Annotated in this window: 14 protein-coding genes; 7 read left to right on the top strand and 7 right to left on the bottom strand. The window is 73.2% G+C overall.

Annotation, left to right across the window (positions count from 1 at the left end):
* The first annotated feature begins 49 nt into the window (after window positions 1–49).
* The 3 genes from ABZ842_RS18410 (at window position 50) to araD (ending at window position 3,482) form a co-directional block, all read left to right on the top strand.
* Window positions 50–715, top strand: a complete 666-nt coding sequence (locus tag ABZ842_RS18410; RefSeq protein ID WP_361537740.1) for a GntR family transcriptional regulator — start codon at window positions 50–52, stop codon at window positions 713–715.
* A 77-nt stretch (window positions 716–792) separates the two neighbouring features.
* On the top strand, window positions 793–1,737 hold the full coding sequence (locus ABZ842_RS18405; RefSeq protein ID WP_361537739.1) for a dihydrodipicolinate synthase family protein: 945 nt from the start codon (window positions 793–795) through the stop codon (window positions 1,735–1,737).
* The gene (gene araD / locus ABZ842_RS18400; protein ID WP_361537738.1) at window positions 1,734–3,482 is read left to right on the top strand and encodes an L-arabinonate dehydratase; all 1,749 of its coding nucleotides are present in this window, start codon (window positions 1,734–1,736) and stop codon (window positions 3,480–3,482) included. Before ABZ842_RS18405 ends, araD begins: the two co-directional genes overlap by 4 nt.
* Before the next feature lie 22 nt (window positions 3,483–3,504).
* Here araD and ABZ842_RS18395 read toward each other — a convergent pair whose 3' ends face one another.
* The 4 genes from ABZ842_RS18395 to ABZ842_RS18380 form a co-directional block, all read right to left on the bottom strand.
* Window positions 3,505–4,953: a penicillin-binding transpeptidase domain-containing protein gene (locus ABZ842_RS18395; protein ID WP_361537737.1), complete on the bottom strand. Its 1,449-nt coding sequence runs from the start codon at window positions 4,951–4,953 to the stop codon at window positions 3,505–3,507.
* Between the two features lie 159 nt (window positions 4,954–5,112).
* Window positions 5,113–5,760, bottom strand: a complete 648-nt coding sequence (locus ABZ842_RS18390) for a response regulator transcription factor (RefSeq protein ID WP_361537821.1) — start codon at window positions 5,758–5,760, stop codon at window positions 5,113–5,115.
* Between the two features lie 5 nt (window positions 5,761–5,765).
* Window positions 5,766–7,127, bottom strand: coding sequence for a histidine kinase (locus tag ABZ842_RS18385; protein ID WP_361537736.1), 1,362 nt, complete (start codon window positions 7,125–7,127; stop codon window positions 5,766–5,768).
* Between the two features lie 126 nt (window positions 7,128–7,253).
* Window positions 7,254–8,033 carry an IclR family transcriptional regulator gene (locus ABZ842_RS18380; protein ID WP_361537735.1) on the bottom strand — a complete coding sequence of 260 codons (780 nt, stop codon included), beginning with the start codon at window positions 8,031–8,033 and terminating at the stop codon, window positions 7,254–7,256.
* Between the two features lie 248 nt (window positions 8,034–8,281).
* On the opposite strand from ABZ842_RS18380, the gene ABZ842_RS18375 reads away from it, so the two are divergent.
* The 3 genes from ABZ842_RS18375 to ABZ842_RS18365 all read left to right on the top strand — a co-directional run bounded on the left by ABZ842_RS18375 (window position 8,282) and on the right by ABZ842_RS18365 (window position 11,884).
* Window positions 8,282–9,820, top strand: a complete 1,539-nt coding sequence (locus ABZ842_RS18375; RefSeq protein ID WP_361537734.1) for an aldehyde dehydrogenase (NADP(+)) — start codon at window positions 8,282–8,284, stop codon at window positions 9,818–9,820.
* Between the two features lie 139 nt (window positions 9,821–9,959).
* The gene (locus ABZ842_RS18370) at window positions 9,960–10,619 is read left to right on the top strand and encodes a DsbA family oxidoreductase (RefSeq protein ID WP_361537820.1); all 660 of its coding nucleotides are present in this window, start codon (window positions 9,960–9,962) and stop codon (window positions 10,617–10,619) included.
* Between the two features lie 227 nt (window positions 10,620–10,846).
* The gene (locus tag ABZ842_RS18365) at window positions 10,847–11,884 is read left to right on the top strand and encodes an aminotransferase class V-fold PLP-dependent enzyme (RefSeq protein WP_361537733.1); all 1,038 of its coding nucleotides are present in this window, start codon (window positions 10,847–10,849) and stop codon (window positions 11,882–11,884) included.
* An 86-nt stretch (window positions 11,885–11,970) separates the two neighbouring features.
* On the opposite strand, the gene ABZ842_RS18360 is transcribed toward ABZ842_RS18365, so the two are convergent.
* The gene (locus ABZ842_RS18360; RefSeq protein WP_361537732.1) at window positions 11,971–12,507 is read right to left on the bottom strand and encodes a MarR family winged helix-turn-helix transcriptional regulator; all 537 of its coding nucleotides are present in this window, start codon (window positions 12,505–12,507) and stop codon (window positions 11,971–11,973) included.
* 191 nt (window positions 12,508–12,698) lie between these two features.
* Between ABZ842_RS18360 and ABZ842_RS18355 the strand changes: the two genes are divergently transcribed.
* Window positions 12,699–13,778 (top strand): alkene reductase, encoded by a 1,080-nt coding sequence (locus ABZ842_RS18355; protein WP_361537731.1) that lies wholly within the window; start codon window positions 12,699–12,701, stop codon window positions 13,776–13,778.
* A 56-nt stretch (window positions 13,779–13,834) separates the two neighbouring features.
* Here the strand turns inward: ABZ842_RS18355 and thpD are convergent, their stop codons facing one another.
* Window positions 13,835–14,740 (bottom strand): ectoine hydroxylase, encoded by a 906-nt coding sequence (gene thpD, locus ABZ842_RS18350; protein WP_361537730.1) that lies wholly within the window; start codon window positions 14,738–14,740, stop codon window positions 13,835–13,837.
* Window positions 14,741–14,744: 4 nt separating this feature from the next.
* A complete protein-coding gene (locus ABZ842_RS18345) occupies window positions 14,745–15,143 on the bottom strand; it encodes an ectoine synthase (protein ID WP_361537729.1) in 399 nt (132 codons plus the stop codon).
* Between the last annotated feature and the right edge of the window lie 32 nt (window positions 15,144–15,175).

Here is a 15,175-nt window from a genome sequence, read left to right as displayed (position 1 = left end):
CCGCCTAGCGTCATACGTCATATCTCATATATGAGACGAGAGCGGCCCGATGACGACCTCCACCCCGGTCCCCATCCCCTCCTCCCGCACGCAGTACGTGCTCGACGCCGTCCGGCACGCCGTGCTCACCGGTGACCTCCGCCCCGGACAGGCCCTGGTGGAGAGCGAACTCGCCGCCCGCTTCGGGGTCTCCAAGACCCCCGTGCGCGAAGCCCTCAAGACGCTGGCCGGCACCGGTCTCGTCGTGATCAGCCAGTACAAGGGCGTCACGGTGCGGACCGTGGACGCCGCGATGGCACACGAGGTGTACGACGTACGACTGTTGCTGGAGCCCGAAGCCCTGCGCCGTACGGTCCAACGCGCCGGGCCGCCGGCCGCGGCAGCCGTCTGGGCGAGCGCCGCCGCCGCGCTGGACCGGGCCGACGCCGCCGAGGACGCGGCCGAGCGCTCGCTCGCCAACCGCGACTTCCACGGCTCGCTCTACCGCTCCTGCGGCAATCCGCTGCTGGTGCGGATCCTCGACGACCTGCGCGACCAGGCTGCGCTCGTCACCTCGGCGGCGTGGGCCGCCGCGCCGTCGTGGGCGGCGGAGGCGGCCGAACACCGCGAGATCCTGCGGCGGGCGGTGGACGGCGACGGGCCGGGCGCCGCCCGCGCCCTCCACGACCACGTCGCCGGATTCGTCCACCGGGCCTTCCCCACGAAGACCCCGTAAGTCCCGTAAACCCTGCCAGCCCCGTAGACCCCGTGAGGCACGTCAGCCACGTCCGCCCCGTCCGAGGGAGCCGAACGATGACCACAGCACGGACCCGACAGACAGCAGACCGGACCGACGGGGCGACCGAACGACAGCGGCGGGCCGTCGCCGACGTCGTGGCCATCCCCGTCACCCCCTTCGCCGCCGACGGCACCGTCGACGAACCCTCCCAACGCACCGTGCTGCGACGGCTCGTCGACGCCGGCATCACCACCCTCACCCCCAACGGCAACACCGGCGAGTTCTACGCCCTCACCCCCGACGAGCGCCGCCGCGCCGTGGAGGTCACCGTCGAGGAGGCCGGCGACCGCGCCGTCGTCGTCGCCGGCGTGGGCCACGAGGTCCCCACCGCCGTCGCCGCCGCCCGCCACGCCGCCGCCGCCGGAGCCCGGCTGGTGATGGTCCACCAGCCCGTCCACCCCTACGTCGAACGCGGCGGCTGGGTCGACTACCACCGGGCCGTCGCCGACGCCGTGCCGGAGCTGGGCGTCGTCCCCTACGTGCGCGACCCGCGGCTGCCCGGCGCCGCCCTCGGCGAACTGGGCACCCGCTGCCCCAACGTGATCGGGGTGAAGTACGCCGTCCCCGACGCCGTCGCCTTCGCCGCCTTCGCCCGCGACGCCGGCCTGGACCGCTTCGTGTGGATCGCCGGGCTCGCCGAACTGCACGCCCCCTCCTACTGGGCCGGCGGCGCCACCGGCTTCACCTCCGGCCTGGTGAACGTCGCCCCCGCACTCTCCCTCGCGCTGCGCGACGCCCTGCGCGAGGGCCGGTACGCGGACGCCATGGCCGTGTGGGAACGGGTGCGCCCCTTCGAGGAGCTGCGCGCCGCCGACCGCTCCGCGCACAACGTCAGCGTCGTCAAGGAGGCCCTGGCCCACCTCGGGCTGGCCCGGCGCGACGTGCGCCCGCCCAGCCGCACCCTGCCCGCCGACCGGCGCGCCGCCGTCGCGGCGCTCGTCGCGGGGTGGCCCGTATGACCGCGGAACCCGGGGAGCGGCCCCGCCAGCCGCGCCCCGAAGACCTCCGCAGCCACCAGTGGTACGGCACCGACGGGCTGCGGTCCTTCAGCCACCGGGCCCGCACCCGCCAGCTCGGCTACCTCCCCGAGGAGCACCTCGGGAAGCCGGTCGTCGCGATCCTGAACACCTGGTCCGACATCAACCCCTGCCACATGCACCTGCGCGAGCGCGCCCAGGCGGTCAAGCGGGGGGTGTGGCAGGCCGGCGGCTTCCCGCTGGAGTTCCCCGTCGCCACCCTCTCGGAGACGTTTCAGAAGCCGACCCCGATGCTCTACCGCAATCTGCTGGCGATGGAGACCGAGGAGCTGCTGCGCTCCTATCCCGTCGACGGCGCGGTGCTGCTGGGCGGCTGCGACAAGTCCACGCCGGCGCTGTTGATGGGGGCGGCGTCCGTGGACCTGCCGGCGGTCTTCGTCCCGGCCGGGCCCATGCTCCCGGGCCACTGGCGGGGCACCGTGCTCGGCTCCGGCACCGACATGTGGAAGTACTGGGACGACCGGCGCGCCGGGCTGATCGGCGACGCGGAACTCGCCGAGCTGGAGAACGGCCTGGCCCGCTCGCCCGGCACCTGCATGACCATGGGCACCGCGGCCACCATGACCGCCGCCGCCGAAACGCTGGGCATGACCCTGCCCGGCGCCTCGTCCGTCCCCGCCGTGGACTCCGGCCACGAACGGATGGCCGCGGCCTCCGGCCGGCGGATCGTCGACCTGGTGCGGACGGGGCTGCGGCCGTCGGCGATCCTCACCCGGGCCGCGTTCCAGGACGCCGTCGCCACCGTGCTGGCGCTCGGCGGCTCCACCAACGCCGTCATCCATCTGATCGCGCTGGCCGGGCGCTGCGGCGTGGAGCTGACCCTGGACGACTTCGACCGCGTCGCCCGCACCGTCCCGGTGCTGGCGGACGTGCGGCCCGGGGGCCGGTTCCTGATGGAGGACTTCCACTTCGCCGGCGGGCTGCCCGGCTTCCTGACCCGGCTGCTGGACGTGCTGCACCTGGACCGGCCCACGGTGGCCCACCCCACGCTGCGCGAACAGCTCGCGGGCGCGCTCGTGCACGATCCCGAGGTGATACGGGAGCGGGACCGGCCGCTCGCCGACGAAGGCGGGCTCGCGGTCCTCACCGGCAACCTCTGCCCGGACGGTGCCGTCATCAAGCACATCGCCGCCGACCCCCGACTGCTGCGGCACACCGGCCCCGCCGTCGTCTTCCCCGACTACCGCACCCTCCAGCGGACCATCGACGACCCCGCGCTCGGCATCACCGCCGACCACGTCCTGGTGCTCCAGAACGCCGGCCCCCGCGGCGGCCCCGGAATGCCCGAGTACGGCATGCTGCCGCTGCCGGACCACCTCCTGAAGCAGGGCGTACGGGACATGGTGCGGATCTCCGACGCCCGGATGAGCGGTACCAGCTACGGCACCTGCGTGCTGCACGTGGCCCCCGAGTCGTACGTCGGCGGGCCGCTCGCCCTGGTCCGCAACGGCGACCCGATCACCCTCGACGTACCCGCGCGCACCCTGCGCCTGGAGGTCTCCGACGCCGAGCTGACCCGGCGGGCGGCGCGCTGGACGCCGCCGCCCGCCCACCACACCCGGGGGTACGGCGCCCTCTACGGCGAGCAGATCACCCAGGCGGACACCGGGTGCGACTTCGCCTTCCTCGCCCGCAAGGGCGACACCCCCGATCCGTACGCGGGCTGACCCCGGCGCACGGACCGGGCGGTCACTTCAACGCGGCGGCCATCACCTTCTGGGCCACCGGCGCGGCCAGGCCGTTGCCGCTGACCTCGGAGCGGGGGCCGCCCGCGTCCTCGATCACCACCGCCACGGCGACCTCCTTGCCGCTGTCCTGGTCCTTGGCGTACGAGGTGAACCAGGCGTACGGCTTGCCCTTGTTGTCCACGCCCTGCTGGGCCGTGCCCGTCTTGCCGCCCACCTCGGCGCCGCCGACCCGGGCATTGGAGCCGGTGCCGTCCTCGACGACGGTGACCATCGCACTGCGCAACTGCTCCGCGGTCTTCTCGGAGACGATGCGCTCGCCGGGCGCGCCGTCGTACGCCTGCAGCTCCGTCCCCGACGAGTCGATGACCTGCTTCACCATGTGCGGGTCCATCAGGACGCCGTCGTTGGCGATCGCCGACGACACCATCGCCATCTGCAACGGGGTGGCCGTCACCTCGAACTGGCCGATGCCGGTGAGCGCGGTCTGCGGCTTGTCCGGCGCCGCGGGGTACACGCTCTCGTACGCCCGCACCGGGACGTCCCGCTCCTCGTCGTTGAAGCCGAACTTCTCCGCCATCGCCCGCAGCTTGTCGTCGCCCAGGTCCTCCGCCATCTTGCCGAAGACGTTGTTGCACGACCAGCGCAGCGCGGTGCGGATCGACGCGTCCTCGCAGGGCGCGCTGGGGATGTCGTTCGGCAGCACGTGGGTGCTGTTCGGCAGGACGTACGGCATCGGGCTCGCGGTCTTGTCGTCGACCGAGTCGTACAGCCCGTCCTCCAGCGCCGCGGCGGCCACGACCAGCTTGAACGTCGACCCCGGCGCCAGCGGCTGGCGCAGCGCACGGTTGACCATCGGTTTGTCCGGGTCGTCCAGCAGCTTCTGCCACTCCTTTCCGTCGGAGGTGCCGGCGATCGTCGACGGGTCGTACGACGGCGTGCTGACCAGCCCGAGGATCTTCCCCGTCGACGGCTCGATGGCGACGGCCGCGCCCTTGGTGTCGCCCAGCGCCTTGAACGCCGCGAGCTGCACCTCGGGGTCGATCGTCGTCAGCACGTCACCGGGCGCCAGCTGCTTGCCGGTGAGCGCCTCCACCGGGTCCTTGAGCCGGTCGTCGGTGCCGTCGAGCACGTCGCTGTAGATGCCCTCCAGCTGTGTCGAGCCGTACGCCTGCGAGCTGTATCCCGTCACGGCCGAGTACAGCTCGCCGTCGGTGTACGTCCGCTTGTACGCCAGGTCGCTGCCGGTGGTGCGGGTGGAGCCGGTGACCGGGGCGCCGGCCACGACGATGTCACCCAGCGGCTGTGCGTACTGGTCGATGACCTTGCGTCGGTTCTTGTCGTTGTCCGCGAGCGCCTTGGCGTCGTACGTCTGTACCCAGGTGGCCCGTACCAGCAGGGCCAGCACCAGCAGCAGACAGAAGACGGCGCTGTGTCTGATCGTCCTGTTCATCCCACCTGAGGACGACCGGCGTCCGTCGGCGGGTTCCCCATCACCTCCCATTCCGGAGATTCTCAGAGTTTCTTCAGACGGCGCCCGCGCACCACGGCGCCAGGGCTTCCGCTCACCACGGTGCCGGTGCTTCCGCTCGTCACGGCGGGCAGCGCCCGGTCACCGGGGCGACACGAAGCCCGCCTCGTACGCCGCGATCACCGCTTGGGTGCGGTCCCGGGTGCCCGTCTTCGCGAGCACCGCCGCCACGTGGCTCTTCACCGTCGCCGGTCCCACCTCCATCTCACGGGCCATCTCCCTGTTCGTCAGGCCGCTCGCCATCAGGCGCAGCACGTCCGCCTCCCGCTCGGTCAGCCGCGCCACCCAGGCCGGGGGAGCGGCGGACGGCCCCGGGCCGTACGCCCGGGCCAGCGCCCGCACGGCCGACGGGAACACCAGCGCATCGCCCTGGGCGACCAGCCGGACCGTCTGCACCAAGTGGTCCGCGTCCGCCCGCTTGAGCAGGAAGCCCGCCGCACCCGCGCGCAGCGCGTCGTACACATACGCGTCGTTCTCAAACGTCGTCACCACCAGGATCCGCGGCGGTGCGTCCAGTGCGGCGAGGATGCGCTCCGTCGCCCGGATGCCGTCCAGCTCCGGCATCCGCACGTCCATCAGCACGACGTCCGGCCGCAACTCGCACACCACGGACACGGCTTCCTCGCCGGTCCTGGCCTCTCCGATCACCTCCAGGTCGGGCTCCGCTTCCAGGATCACGCGCAGCGCAGTGCGCACCATCCGCTCGTCGTCGGCGATCACGACCCGCACCGCGCTCACCGATCGAATCCCAGCGTGCCACCCGAACGGTCGTTCAGGGGGAGTTTGGCGTACAGTCGCCACACCCCGTCCGCGGGGCCCGCCTCGACGACGCCCCCGAGGGCCGCCGCCCGCTCGACCATCCCCGCCACCCCGCGCCCGCCACCCGGGCGGACCACCGGCGCCCTGGCCGGCAGTGGGTTCTCCATCGTGATCTCCAATTCCTCGCCGCGCCGGGCGATTCCCTCGCCGTGCCGGCCGATCTTCTCGCCGCGACGGGCGACTTCCGCGCCGCGCCGGGCGATCCGCAAGGACACCGGGACCGCCCCGGCATGCCGCAGGGCGTTGCTCAGCCCCTCCTGGACGATGCGGTACGCCGCACGGGACACCGGCGCCGGCACCCCCTTCAGCTCCGAGCCCCCGGCCCCCTCCACCGCCGAGTCCACCACCGAATCCACCGGCACCCCGCTGCGCGCCAGGAGTCCGTCCAGCTCCGCCAGCGTGGGGCCGTCGGCCACCGCTTCGTCGGCCCCCGCCGCGCCGTCGTCCCGTAGCAGCCCGAGGACCGTGTCCAACTCGTCGACCGTGCGCCGGGCGGTCTCCTCGATCGCCTCCAGCGCCTGCCGCACGAACTCCGGGTCGCGGTCGACCACCCGGCGCGCGGCGCCCGCCTGGAGCGTGACCGCGCTCAGCGCGTGCCCCACCGAGTCGTGCAGCTCCCGGGCGAGCCGATTGCGCTCGGCCAGTTCGTTCGCGCGCCGCTCGGCCGCCGCCAGCCGATCCGCGGGCGTCGGCCCCAGCAGCGCCTGTGCCGCGCGTGCCAGCAGCGCCCCGGCCGCCGCCGAGACCCCCGCCAGCGCCAGCAGCATGGCGACGCCCGCGACGGGGAAGAGCGCGAGTACCCAGAACGGAAAGTCCGGCACCCGCAGCCACGTGCGCATCGGCGGGACGAACGGCACCAGGGCCGTACTCGCCGCGAACGGCGGCAGCGCCAACGACGCCCCGCTGACCAGCGCGCCCACCCCGGTGTGGAGCGTGAACCAGGCCGCGGCCCGCGTCCGGGTCGCCCGCGACCGCGCCGGCCCGTCGGCCAGCGCCCCGTCCGGCAGCGAGCACAGCGCCCGCGCCGCCGCCACCGACAACGGCCGCAACTGCGACACCAGCGCCGTCGCCGCGGCCAACGGAAGGGCGACCGCGTACGCCAGCAACTGGTCCCCGAGGTACGACGACACGAAGACGCGCGAGCGGGTGAACGGGCCGAGGACGACGCCGGCCAGGATCCAGAACGGCATCAACAGGGCGCCGCCCAGCACCAGGTGGAACCAGCGGCCCCGCGCCCGCCGGTCGAACAGCGCGCGCAGCGCCGCCCGGATCCTCACCCGTGCCGTGGAAGGTGCCCCCACCTGCCCCCGCTCCCGTCCCGTTCCCCCGTGGATCTCAGCCGCCGGCCCCCGGCGATGTCAGCGACATCGCCGACATCGCCGGCATCAGTCACACCGGCGACGTCACAGCCGCCGGGTGGCGAGGGTGAGCCGGTCCCGCGCGTCGAACAGGGCGTCCTTGATCAGCTGTTCGTGCCCCGGGGTCAGCCGCGCCACCGGCACCGAGCAGCTGATGGCGTCCCGCGCCGGCGTGCGGTACGGGATCGCCACGCCGAAGCAGCGCAGGCCCAGGGTGTTCTCCTCGCGGTCCACCGCGTACCCCTGCTCGCGCACCGCGTGCAGCTCCTCGATGAGCTTCTCCCGGTCCGTGATGGTGTGTTCCGTCAGCGACGAGAGCGTCTTCGGCAGCATTTTGCGCACCTGTTCGTCGCTGTACGTCGCGAGCAGGGCCTTGCCGAGCGAGGTGGAGTGCGCCGGCAGCCGGCGCCCGACCCGGGTGAAGGGCCGCAGGTAGTGCTGGGACTGGCGGGTCGCCAGGTACACCACGTTGGTGCCGTCGAGACGCGCCAGGTGAATCGTCTCGGTGGTGTCGTCGGAGAGCCGGTCGAGCGTGGGGCGGGCCGCGGCCACGACCTCGTCGCCGTCGATGTAGGAGGTGCCGACCAGCAGGGCGCGCACCCCGATCCCGTACCGGGTGCCGGTCGCGTCCGTCTCCACCCAACCGAGCTCGACCAGCGTCCGCAACAGCATGTACAGGCTGGACTTGGGGTAGCCGACCGCTTCTTGGACCGCGGCGAGCGAGTGCATGCCGGGGCGCCCGGCGAAGTACTCCAACAACTCCACCGTCCGCACCGCGGACTTGACCTGTGCCCCGCCCGAACCACCCGAATCGGCCGCCGCCATCGGCTCCACGCCCCTTCTTGACCGTGCGGAACAGCCGGAAATAGAGTCCGAAGACCCCCGTGCCATTCATCAACAGGAACATCGTTCACGATACCGAACAAACCCTGAAGAACGTCCGGCCCTGCGCGAGGCCGCGCATCCACGACGCGAGCCGTGAACGGCTCCGACGGGCCCGGCGACCCTGGCACTGGCGACACGACGCAGACGACGCGGGCGGCACGCCCACGACGACCGGAGAGGAAGCCGCGGTGACAGCAGCACCAGTCTGGAGTGTCGACCCCCGAACCGGGAAGCCGCGGGAGCAGGTCGCGGTGGAGTCCACGGCCGCGGAGGTCGACCGCGCGGTGCGCGCCGCGCACGCGTCCCGCGCCGCACTCGCCGACCGGGCCGCCCGCGCGGCCCTGTTGCGCGCCGCGGCCGACCTGCTCGACGAAGCCCGGGACCCGGTCATCGAGGCCGCCGACGCGGAGACCGCCCTCGGCCCCACCCGGCTGGCCGGCGAACTCGCCCGCACCACCGCCCAACTGCGCGCCTTCGCCGACGTCGTCGACGACGGCGGCTACCTGGACGTGCGCATCGACCACGCCGACGCCGACCGCACCCCGCCCTGGCCCGACCTGCGCCGCTACAAGATCCCGCTCGGGGTCGTCGCCGTGTACGCCGCCAGCAACTTCCCGCTCGCCTTCTCCGTACCCGGCGGCGACACCGCCAGCGCGCTCGCCGCCGGCTGCCCCGTCGTCGTCAAGGCCCACCCGGACCACCCCGCCACCTCCGAACTCTGCGCGACCCTGCTGCGCCGCGCGGCGGCCCGGGCCGGGCTGCCGGAGGACGTCGTCGCCGTCGTCCACGGCTTCGACGCCGGCGTGACGCTGGTGGCGCACCCGACGGTGGCCGCGGCCGGCTTCACCGGTTCCGTACGCGGCGGGCGCGCCCTCTTCGACGCGGCGGCGGCCCGCCCCGTCCCCATCCCCTTCCACGGCGAACTCGGCTCCCTGAACCCCGTCGTCGTCACCGAGGAGGCGGCGGCCGAGCGCGCCGCTCAGATCGGCGCCGGACTCGCCGGCTCCATGACCCTCGGCGAGGGCCAGTTCTGCACCAAGCCCGGCTTCGTCCTGGTCCCGCAGTCGGCGGCGGGCGACCAGGTCGTGACGGCCCTGACGAACGCGCTCGGCAACACCGAGCCAGGGGTGATGCTCGACCACCGGATGCGCTCCGCCTTCGTCGACGGCGTACGGGAACGGGCCGGGCTGCCGTCCGTCGAGACCCCGCTGACCCCCGGCGCCGGCGGCGAGCACACCGTCAGCGCCGGCTTCCTGACCGTCCCGGCGTCCCTGCTCACCGCCGACGGCCCGCACGACCTGCTGCTGGAGGAGTGCTTCGGCCCCGTCACGGTCGTCGCCCGGTACGCCAGCGACGACGACGTCACCGAGGTGCTCGGCCGGCTGCCCGGCAACCTCACCGCGACCGTGCACCTGTCCGGCGCCGAGGCGGAGGGGCGGGGGCGGGGCGCGGCACTGCTCGCCGCGCTGACGCCGCTCGCCGGCCGGATCCTCGTCGACGGCTGGCCCACCGGCGTGGCCGTCGCCCCGGCCCAGCACCACGGCGGGCCCTACCCGGCGACCACCTCCACCTCCACGTCCGTCGGCGCCACCGCCATCGAGCGCTGGCTGCGCCCGGTCACGTACCAGGGCACCCCGGCGGCGCTGCTGCCGCCGGAACTCGCGGAGGCCAACCCCCTCGGGCTGCCGCGCCGGGTGGACGGCCGGCTGGAGACCCCCCAGTCCTGACGTCGGCGCCCGGGGAGGAATGTCCCGATCACGACGCGCGTTGTCGCCCCCAAAGGGCGCGCCCTCAGGGCGCGCCCGCGCCGGCTTACCCGGCGACGACTGCGGAAGAGGACGACACATGGGGACGGGACGGGACGGCATGCGCGTCGAGATCTGGGGCGACATCGTCTGCCCCTGGTGCTACGTGGGCAAGGCACGCTTCGAGAAGGGCCTCGCCGCCTTCGACCACGCCGACCGGGTCGAGGTGGTGTACCGCTCCTACGAGCTGGACGCCGACCGCCCCCGGGGCGAGACGTCGTCCGTCATCGACGTGCTGACGAAGGTGTACGGCAGCACGCGCGAGGAGGCGCAGGCGATGGAGGAGCGCGTCGCGGAGGGCGCCCGTGGCGACGGCCTGCCGTACCTCACCGAGGGCCGGGACCACGGCAACACCTTCGACGTGCACCGACTGCTGCACCTGGCGAAGGCCCGCGGCCGACAGCGCGAACTCCTCGACGTCGTCTACCGGACCAACTTCGCCGAGGAGCGCTCCGTCTTCGACCACGAGGCCCTCGTCGCGCTCGCCGTCGAGGCCGGACTGGACGGCGAGCAGGCGCGCGCGGTGCTCGCGGACGGGGATGCGTACGCCGCGGACGTCCGCGCGGACGAGCGGGAGGCGGTCGAGCTGGGCGCGAAGGGCGTGCCGTTCTTCGTCGTCGACCGGCGCTACGGCCTCTCCGGCGCCCAGCCGCCCGAGCTCTTCACCGAGGTGCTGGAGAAGGCGTGGCAGAGCCGGGCGGCGGACGCGGCGGGTGCGTAGGTTGTGTCCGTAAAGTCGCGGGTGGCTCTTCCGCCCTGGTGCTGGTAGACGCGGTAGCGCCGTGGCACATGAGCGGTCATGGCGTCTGCGGCCCGTCTGTGGCTGTTCGCGCAGTTCCCCGCGCCCCTCATTCGCTTCCCCCGGCACTTGCCTGCGGGCTGGAGGCGGAGGGGTGCCCCTGCTGCGCTGGGGTTGACCCCTCCCCGGGGGCGACCCAGGATGATCGTATGGAGAGCCTGGGCGGGTCCGAGTTCGCGCTGACCTCGACGTACCTCAACACGGCGAGCTGCGGGGTGCTGCCGCGCCGGGCCGTCGCCGCGATCACGTCGCTGGTCGACGAGTTGGCCGCGGGCCGACCGGGGGGCGCCGGTGACTACGCCGCGCTGGGCGTCGCCCGCGCCTCCTTCGCCCGGCTGTGCGGGGTGGGGGAGGACCGGGTCGCCGCCGGCAGCTCGTTGGCCGGGCAGGTCGCGCTGGTGGCCGCGGCCCTGCCGCCCGGGGCCGAAGTGCTCTTCCCGGAGGGCGACTTCACCTCCCTCATCACCCCCTTCGCGATCCGCGGTGACCTCGTCCTGCGGTACGCGCCGCTCAAGGCCCTCGCGGACTCGGTGCGCCCCGGGACCGCGCTGGTCGCGTTCTCGGCGGTGCAGTCCGCCGACGGGCGCATCGCCGACTTCGCCGCCGTACGCGAGGCGGCGGCCGTCCACGGGGCGCGCACACTGGTCGACACGAGCCAGTCGGCGGGCTGGCTGCCGCTGGACGCCGGCACCTTCGACGCCACGGTGACCTGCGGTTACAAGTTCCTGATGGGCCTGCGCGGGGTGTGCTTCCTGACCGTCACCGAGGATGCGCAGCGCACCTTGCGGCCCCTGAACGCCGGAAACTTCGCCTCCGTCGACTGGCCCATGTACGGGCCCGTCGAGCACCTGGCACCCGACGCCCGGCGCTTCGACGAGTCACCGGCGTACGCCGCCTATCACGGCGCGGTCGCGTCGCTCGCGCTGCTGGAGGAGGTCGGGGTGGCGGCCGTGCACCGGCACGTGACCGGGCTGGCCCGGCGCTTCACGGCGGGGCTGGACGCGCTCGGCCTGCCGGCGGTGGCCACGGACTCGGCGATCGTGGCCGTGCCGGGGGCCGGCGACCGGGTGGAGCGGCTGGCGCGGGCCGGGGTCGTGGCCTCGGCCCGGGCGGGGAACCTGCGGTTCTCCTTCCACCTCTACAACACGCCCGAGCACGTGGACCGGGCGCTCGACGCGCTCGCCTGACAGCCCCCGTACCCCTGCCCGTACCCCGCACCTCTACGTGATCGTGTACGCGTACGCCTTCCGGCCGTCCGCGGGCCGGGCGGGGATCACTCCTGCTCTTCGCACTCGCCGGTCTGCGCGCACAGATTGCGCTCCGCCTTCTTCAGCAGCCGCAGCAGCTCGGTGCGCTCGTCCTCGTCGAGCCCGGTGAGCATCTGCTCCTCCAGGGTGTTCAGCGACTCCTCCACCGCGCGGCGCAGGGCACAGCTCTGCGCCGTGGCCTCGACGAGCACCGCCCGCCGGTCGGCCGGGTCGGGCCGGCGGCGTACGTGGCCGGCCTGCTCCAGGCGCTGGAGCATCTTCGTGACGGTGGACGGGTCCAGGTCCGCGAACTTGATCAGGTCCGACTGGCGCAGCGGGCCGGACTTCCACAGGTGGAGCATCACGAACTCCTGCCCGGGGTAGAGGCCGAGCCCGCGCAGCACCTTGCCCCCGGCCATCCGGTGCAGCCGGGCCACGTGCCCCACGGCGTAGCCCACGGGGCCGCCCGCCTTGCACGCCGGCTCCGCCTCCACGCACGCAGGTTCCGCGTCGTCCGGCGCGCTTCGGACAGCCACGCCCTCCGCCTCGACCTCGGTCGTCATCGGGACTCCTCCACTCCGCCAGTCACGCTCGCCGCCGGTCCTCCGGCTGTGGGATCCCAGTGTCTCGCGGACTTCTCCCCGAAATTTTACATTGGTCGACCAAGTTTTACTCTTGGCTGGCCAAGTAATGCGTTACGGTGGCTTCCGGCGCCAATGCTTGGTCGGCCACACATTCTTCTTTGGGAGCGTTCATGACCACCGCCTTCGACCCCCTCCACCTCGCCGGACGCACGCTGACGAACCGCATCGCCATGGCGCCCATGACCCGGTCCCGCGCGTACGGCCCCGGCCTGTCGCCCACCGACGCCATGGCCACGTACTACGCGCAGCGCGCCTCCGCCGGGCTGATCATCACCGAGGGCGTGCAGCCGTCCGCGGTCGGCCAGGGGTACCCCGACACCCCGGGGCTGCACAGCGAGGAGCAGGTCGCGGGGTGGCGCAAGGTCACCGACGCCGTGCACGCGGAGGGCGGCACGATCTTCGCCCAGCTGATGCACAGCGGTCGGATCGGCCACCCGGACCTGCTGCCGGGCGACCTCCACCCGGTCGGCCCCTCCGCCGTCGCCGCGGCCGGCCAGCTCTACACGCACGAGGGCATGAAGGACTTCCCGGTCCCGCACGAGCTGTCCGACGCGGCCGTACGCGCCACCATCGAGGACTTCGCCTCCGCCGCCCGCAACGCGGTGGCCGCCGGCTTCGACGGCGTCGAGCTGCACGGCGCCAACGGCTATCTGATCCACCAGTTCCTCGGCCAGAACACCAACGTCCGCACGGACGAGTGGGGCGCCGGCAGCGTCGAGGACCGCATCCGGTTCGCGGTGGAGGCCGTCCGCGCCGCGGTCGACGCGATCGGCGCGGACCGGGTGGGCCTGCGCATCTCGCCCTGCAACCCGATGACCGACGTCCACGAGCCGGAGCCGGACGAGGTGTACCTCGCGCTGGTCCGCGCGCTGGAGCCGCTGGGGCTCGCGTACCTGCACGTGCTGCAGTGCGGGCCGGAGCGGCGGGAGCTGGTGGAGGCGGTGCGCAAGGAGTTCTCCGGAACGCTGATCCTCAACGACGGCACCCCGACCCCCTCCGACCACAGCCAGCTCGCCGCGATCGAGGACGGCACCGCCGACATGATCTCCTTCGGCGCGCTCTTCCTCGCCAACCCCGACCTCCCGGAGCGGCTGCGGTCCGAGGGCCCGTACAACACCCCGGACTCCGCCACCTTCTTCGGCGGCGACGAGCGCGGCTACACGGACTACCCGACGCTCAGCCGCGTCTGACGCACACACGGCGAGGGGCCCCGCGCTTGCGGGGCCCCTCGCCGTTCCCGCCCGTCCTACCGCACCGGGGTGAAGTCCCGGGCCCCGATGAACTCCGGCCGGCGCACCGGCGCGGCGAACGGCTCCACCGCCGCGTTCTCCACGCTGTTGAAGACGACGAAGACGTTGCTGCGGGGATACGGGCTGATGTTGTCGCCCGAGCCGTGCATGCAGTTGCAGTCGAACCAGGTCGCCGAGCCGGCCCGGCCGGTGAACAGCCGGATGCCGTGCTCGTCGGCGAACCGGGTCAGCGCGCCGTCGGACGGCGTGCCCGCGTCCTGCATCTGCAGGGACTTCTTGTAGTTGTCGTCGGGCGTGGCACCCGCGCAGCCCAGGAACGTGCGGTGCGAGCCGGGCATGATCATCAGCCCGCCGTTGGTGTCCCGGTTCTCCGTCAGCGCGATGGAGACCGAGACCGCCCGCATGTTCGGCAGCCCGTCCTCGGCGTGCCAGGTCTCGAAGTCCGAGTGCCAGTAGAAGCCCGAAGCGCCGAACCCGGGCTTCACGTTGATCCGGGACTGGTGGACGTACACGTCCGAGCCGAGGATCTGCCGCGCCCGGCCCACCACGCGCTCGTCGCGCACCAGCGCCGCGAAGACCTCGCTGAGCCGGTGCACCTCGAAGATCGAGCGCACCTTCTGGGACCGCGGCTCCACGATGGCCCGCTCGTCGGCGCGCACGGCGGGATCGGCGATCAGCCGCTCCATCTCGGTGCGGTACAGGCGCACCTCGTCGTCGGTGATCTGGTCCTCGACGCCGAGGAAGCCGTCGCGCTCGTACGAGGCGAGGTCACCGGAGGTGATGGGACCGGGCGCGCCGGGCGCGGACCACACGACCGGGTCCTGACGCGGCGTCACCACCTCGGCGGGGCCGCGGCTCGGATAGAGGTCCTCGACGACGGGGGTGCGGGTGGCGGTGGTCATGCTTTCAGCCCTCCTCGGTGAGCAGCGGATAGACGCCGTTCTCGTCGTGGTCCTCACGGCCGGTGACCGGCGGGTTGAAGACGCAGACGCAACGGAAGTCGGTGACGGGGCGCAGGGTGTGGCGCTCGTGGCCGTCGAGCAGGTACATCGTGCCCGGCTCGATCCAGTGGACCTCGCCGGTCTCGTCGTCGGTCAGCTCGGCGGTGCCCTCCACGCAGAGCACGGCCTCGACGTGGTTCGCGTACCACATGGACGTCTCCGTACCGGCGTACAGCACGGTCTCGTGGAGCGAGAACCCGACCTTCTCCCGGGCGAGGATCAGGCGCTTGCTCTCCCAGGTCCCCGAGGCCGCTCTCACGTGGCGCTCGGTGTCCTGGATCTCCTTGAGCGAACGTACGATCACAGTGGTGGTGCCTTTCTGAACTCGGTGGTGAC

The organism is Streptomyces sp. NPDC047315, assembly GCF_040643215.1.
In the GTDB taxonomy this organism is placed as follows: domain Bacteria; phylum Actinomycetota; class Actinomycetes; order Streptomycetales; family Streptomycetaceae; genus Streptomyces.
The sequence above is the reverse complement of the archived record's forward strand: the minus strand, read 5'-3'. Positions and strand labels throughout refer to the sequence as shown.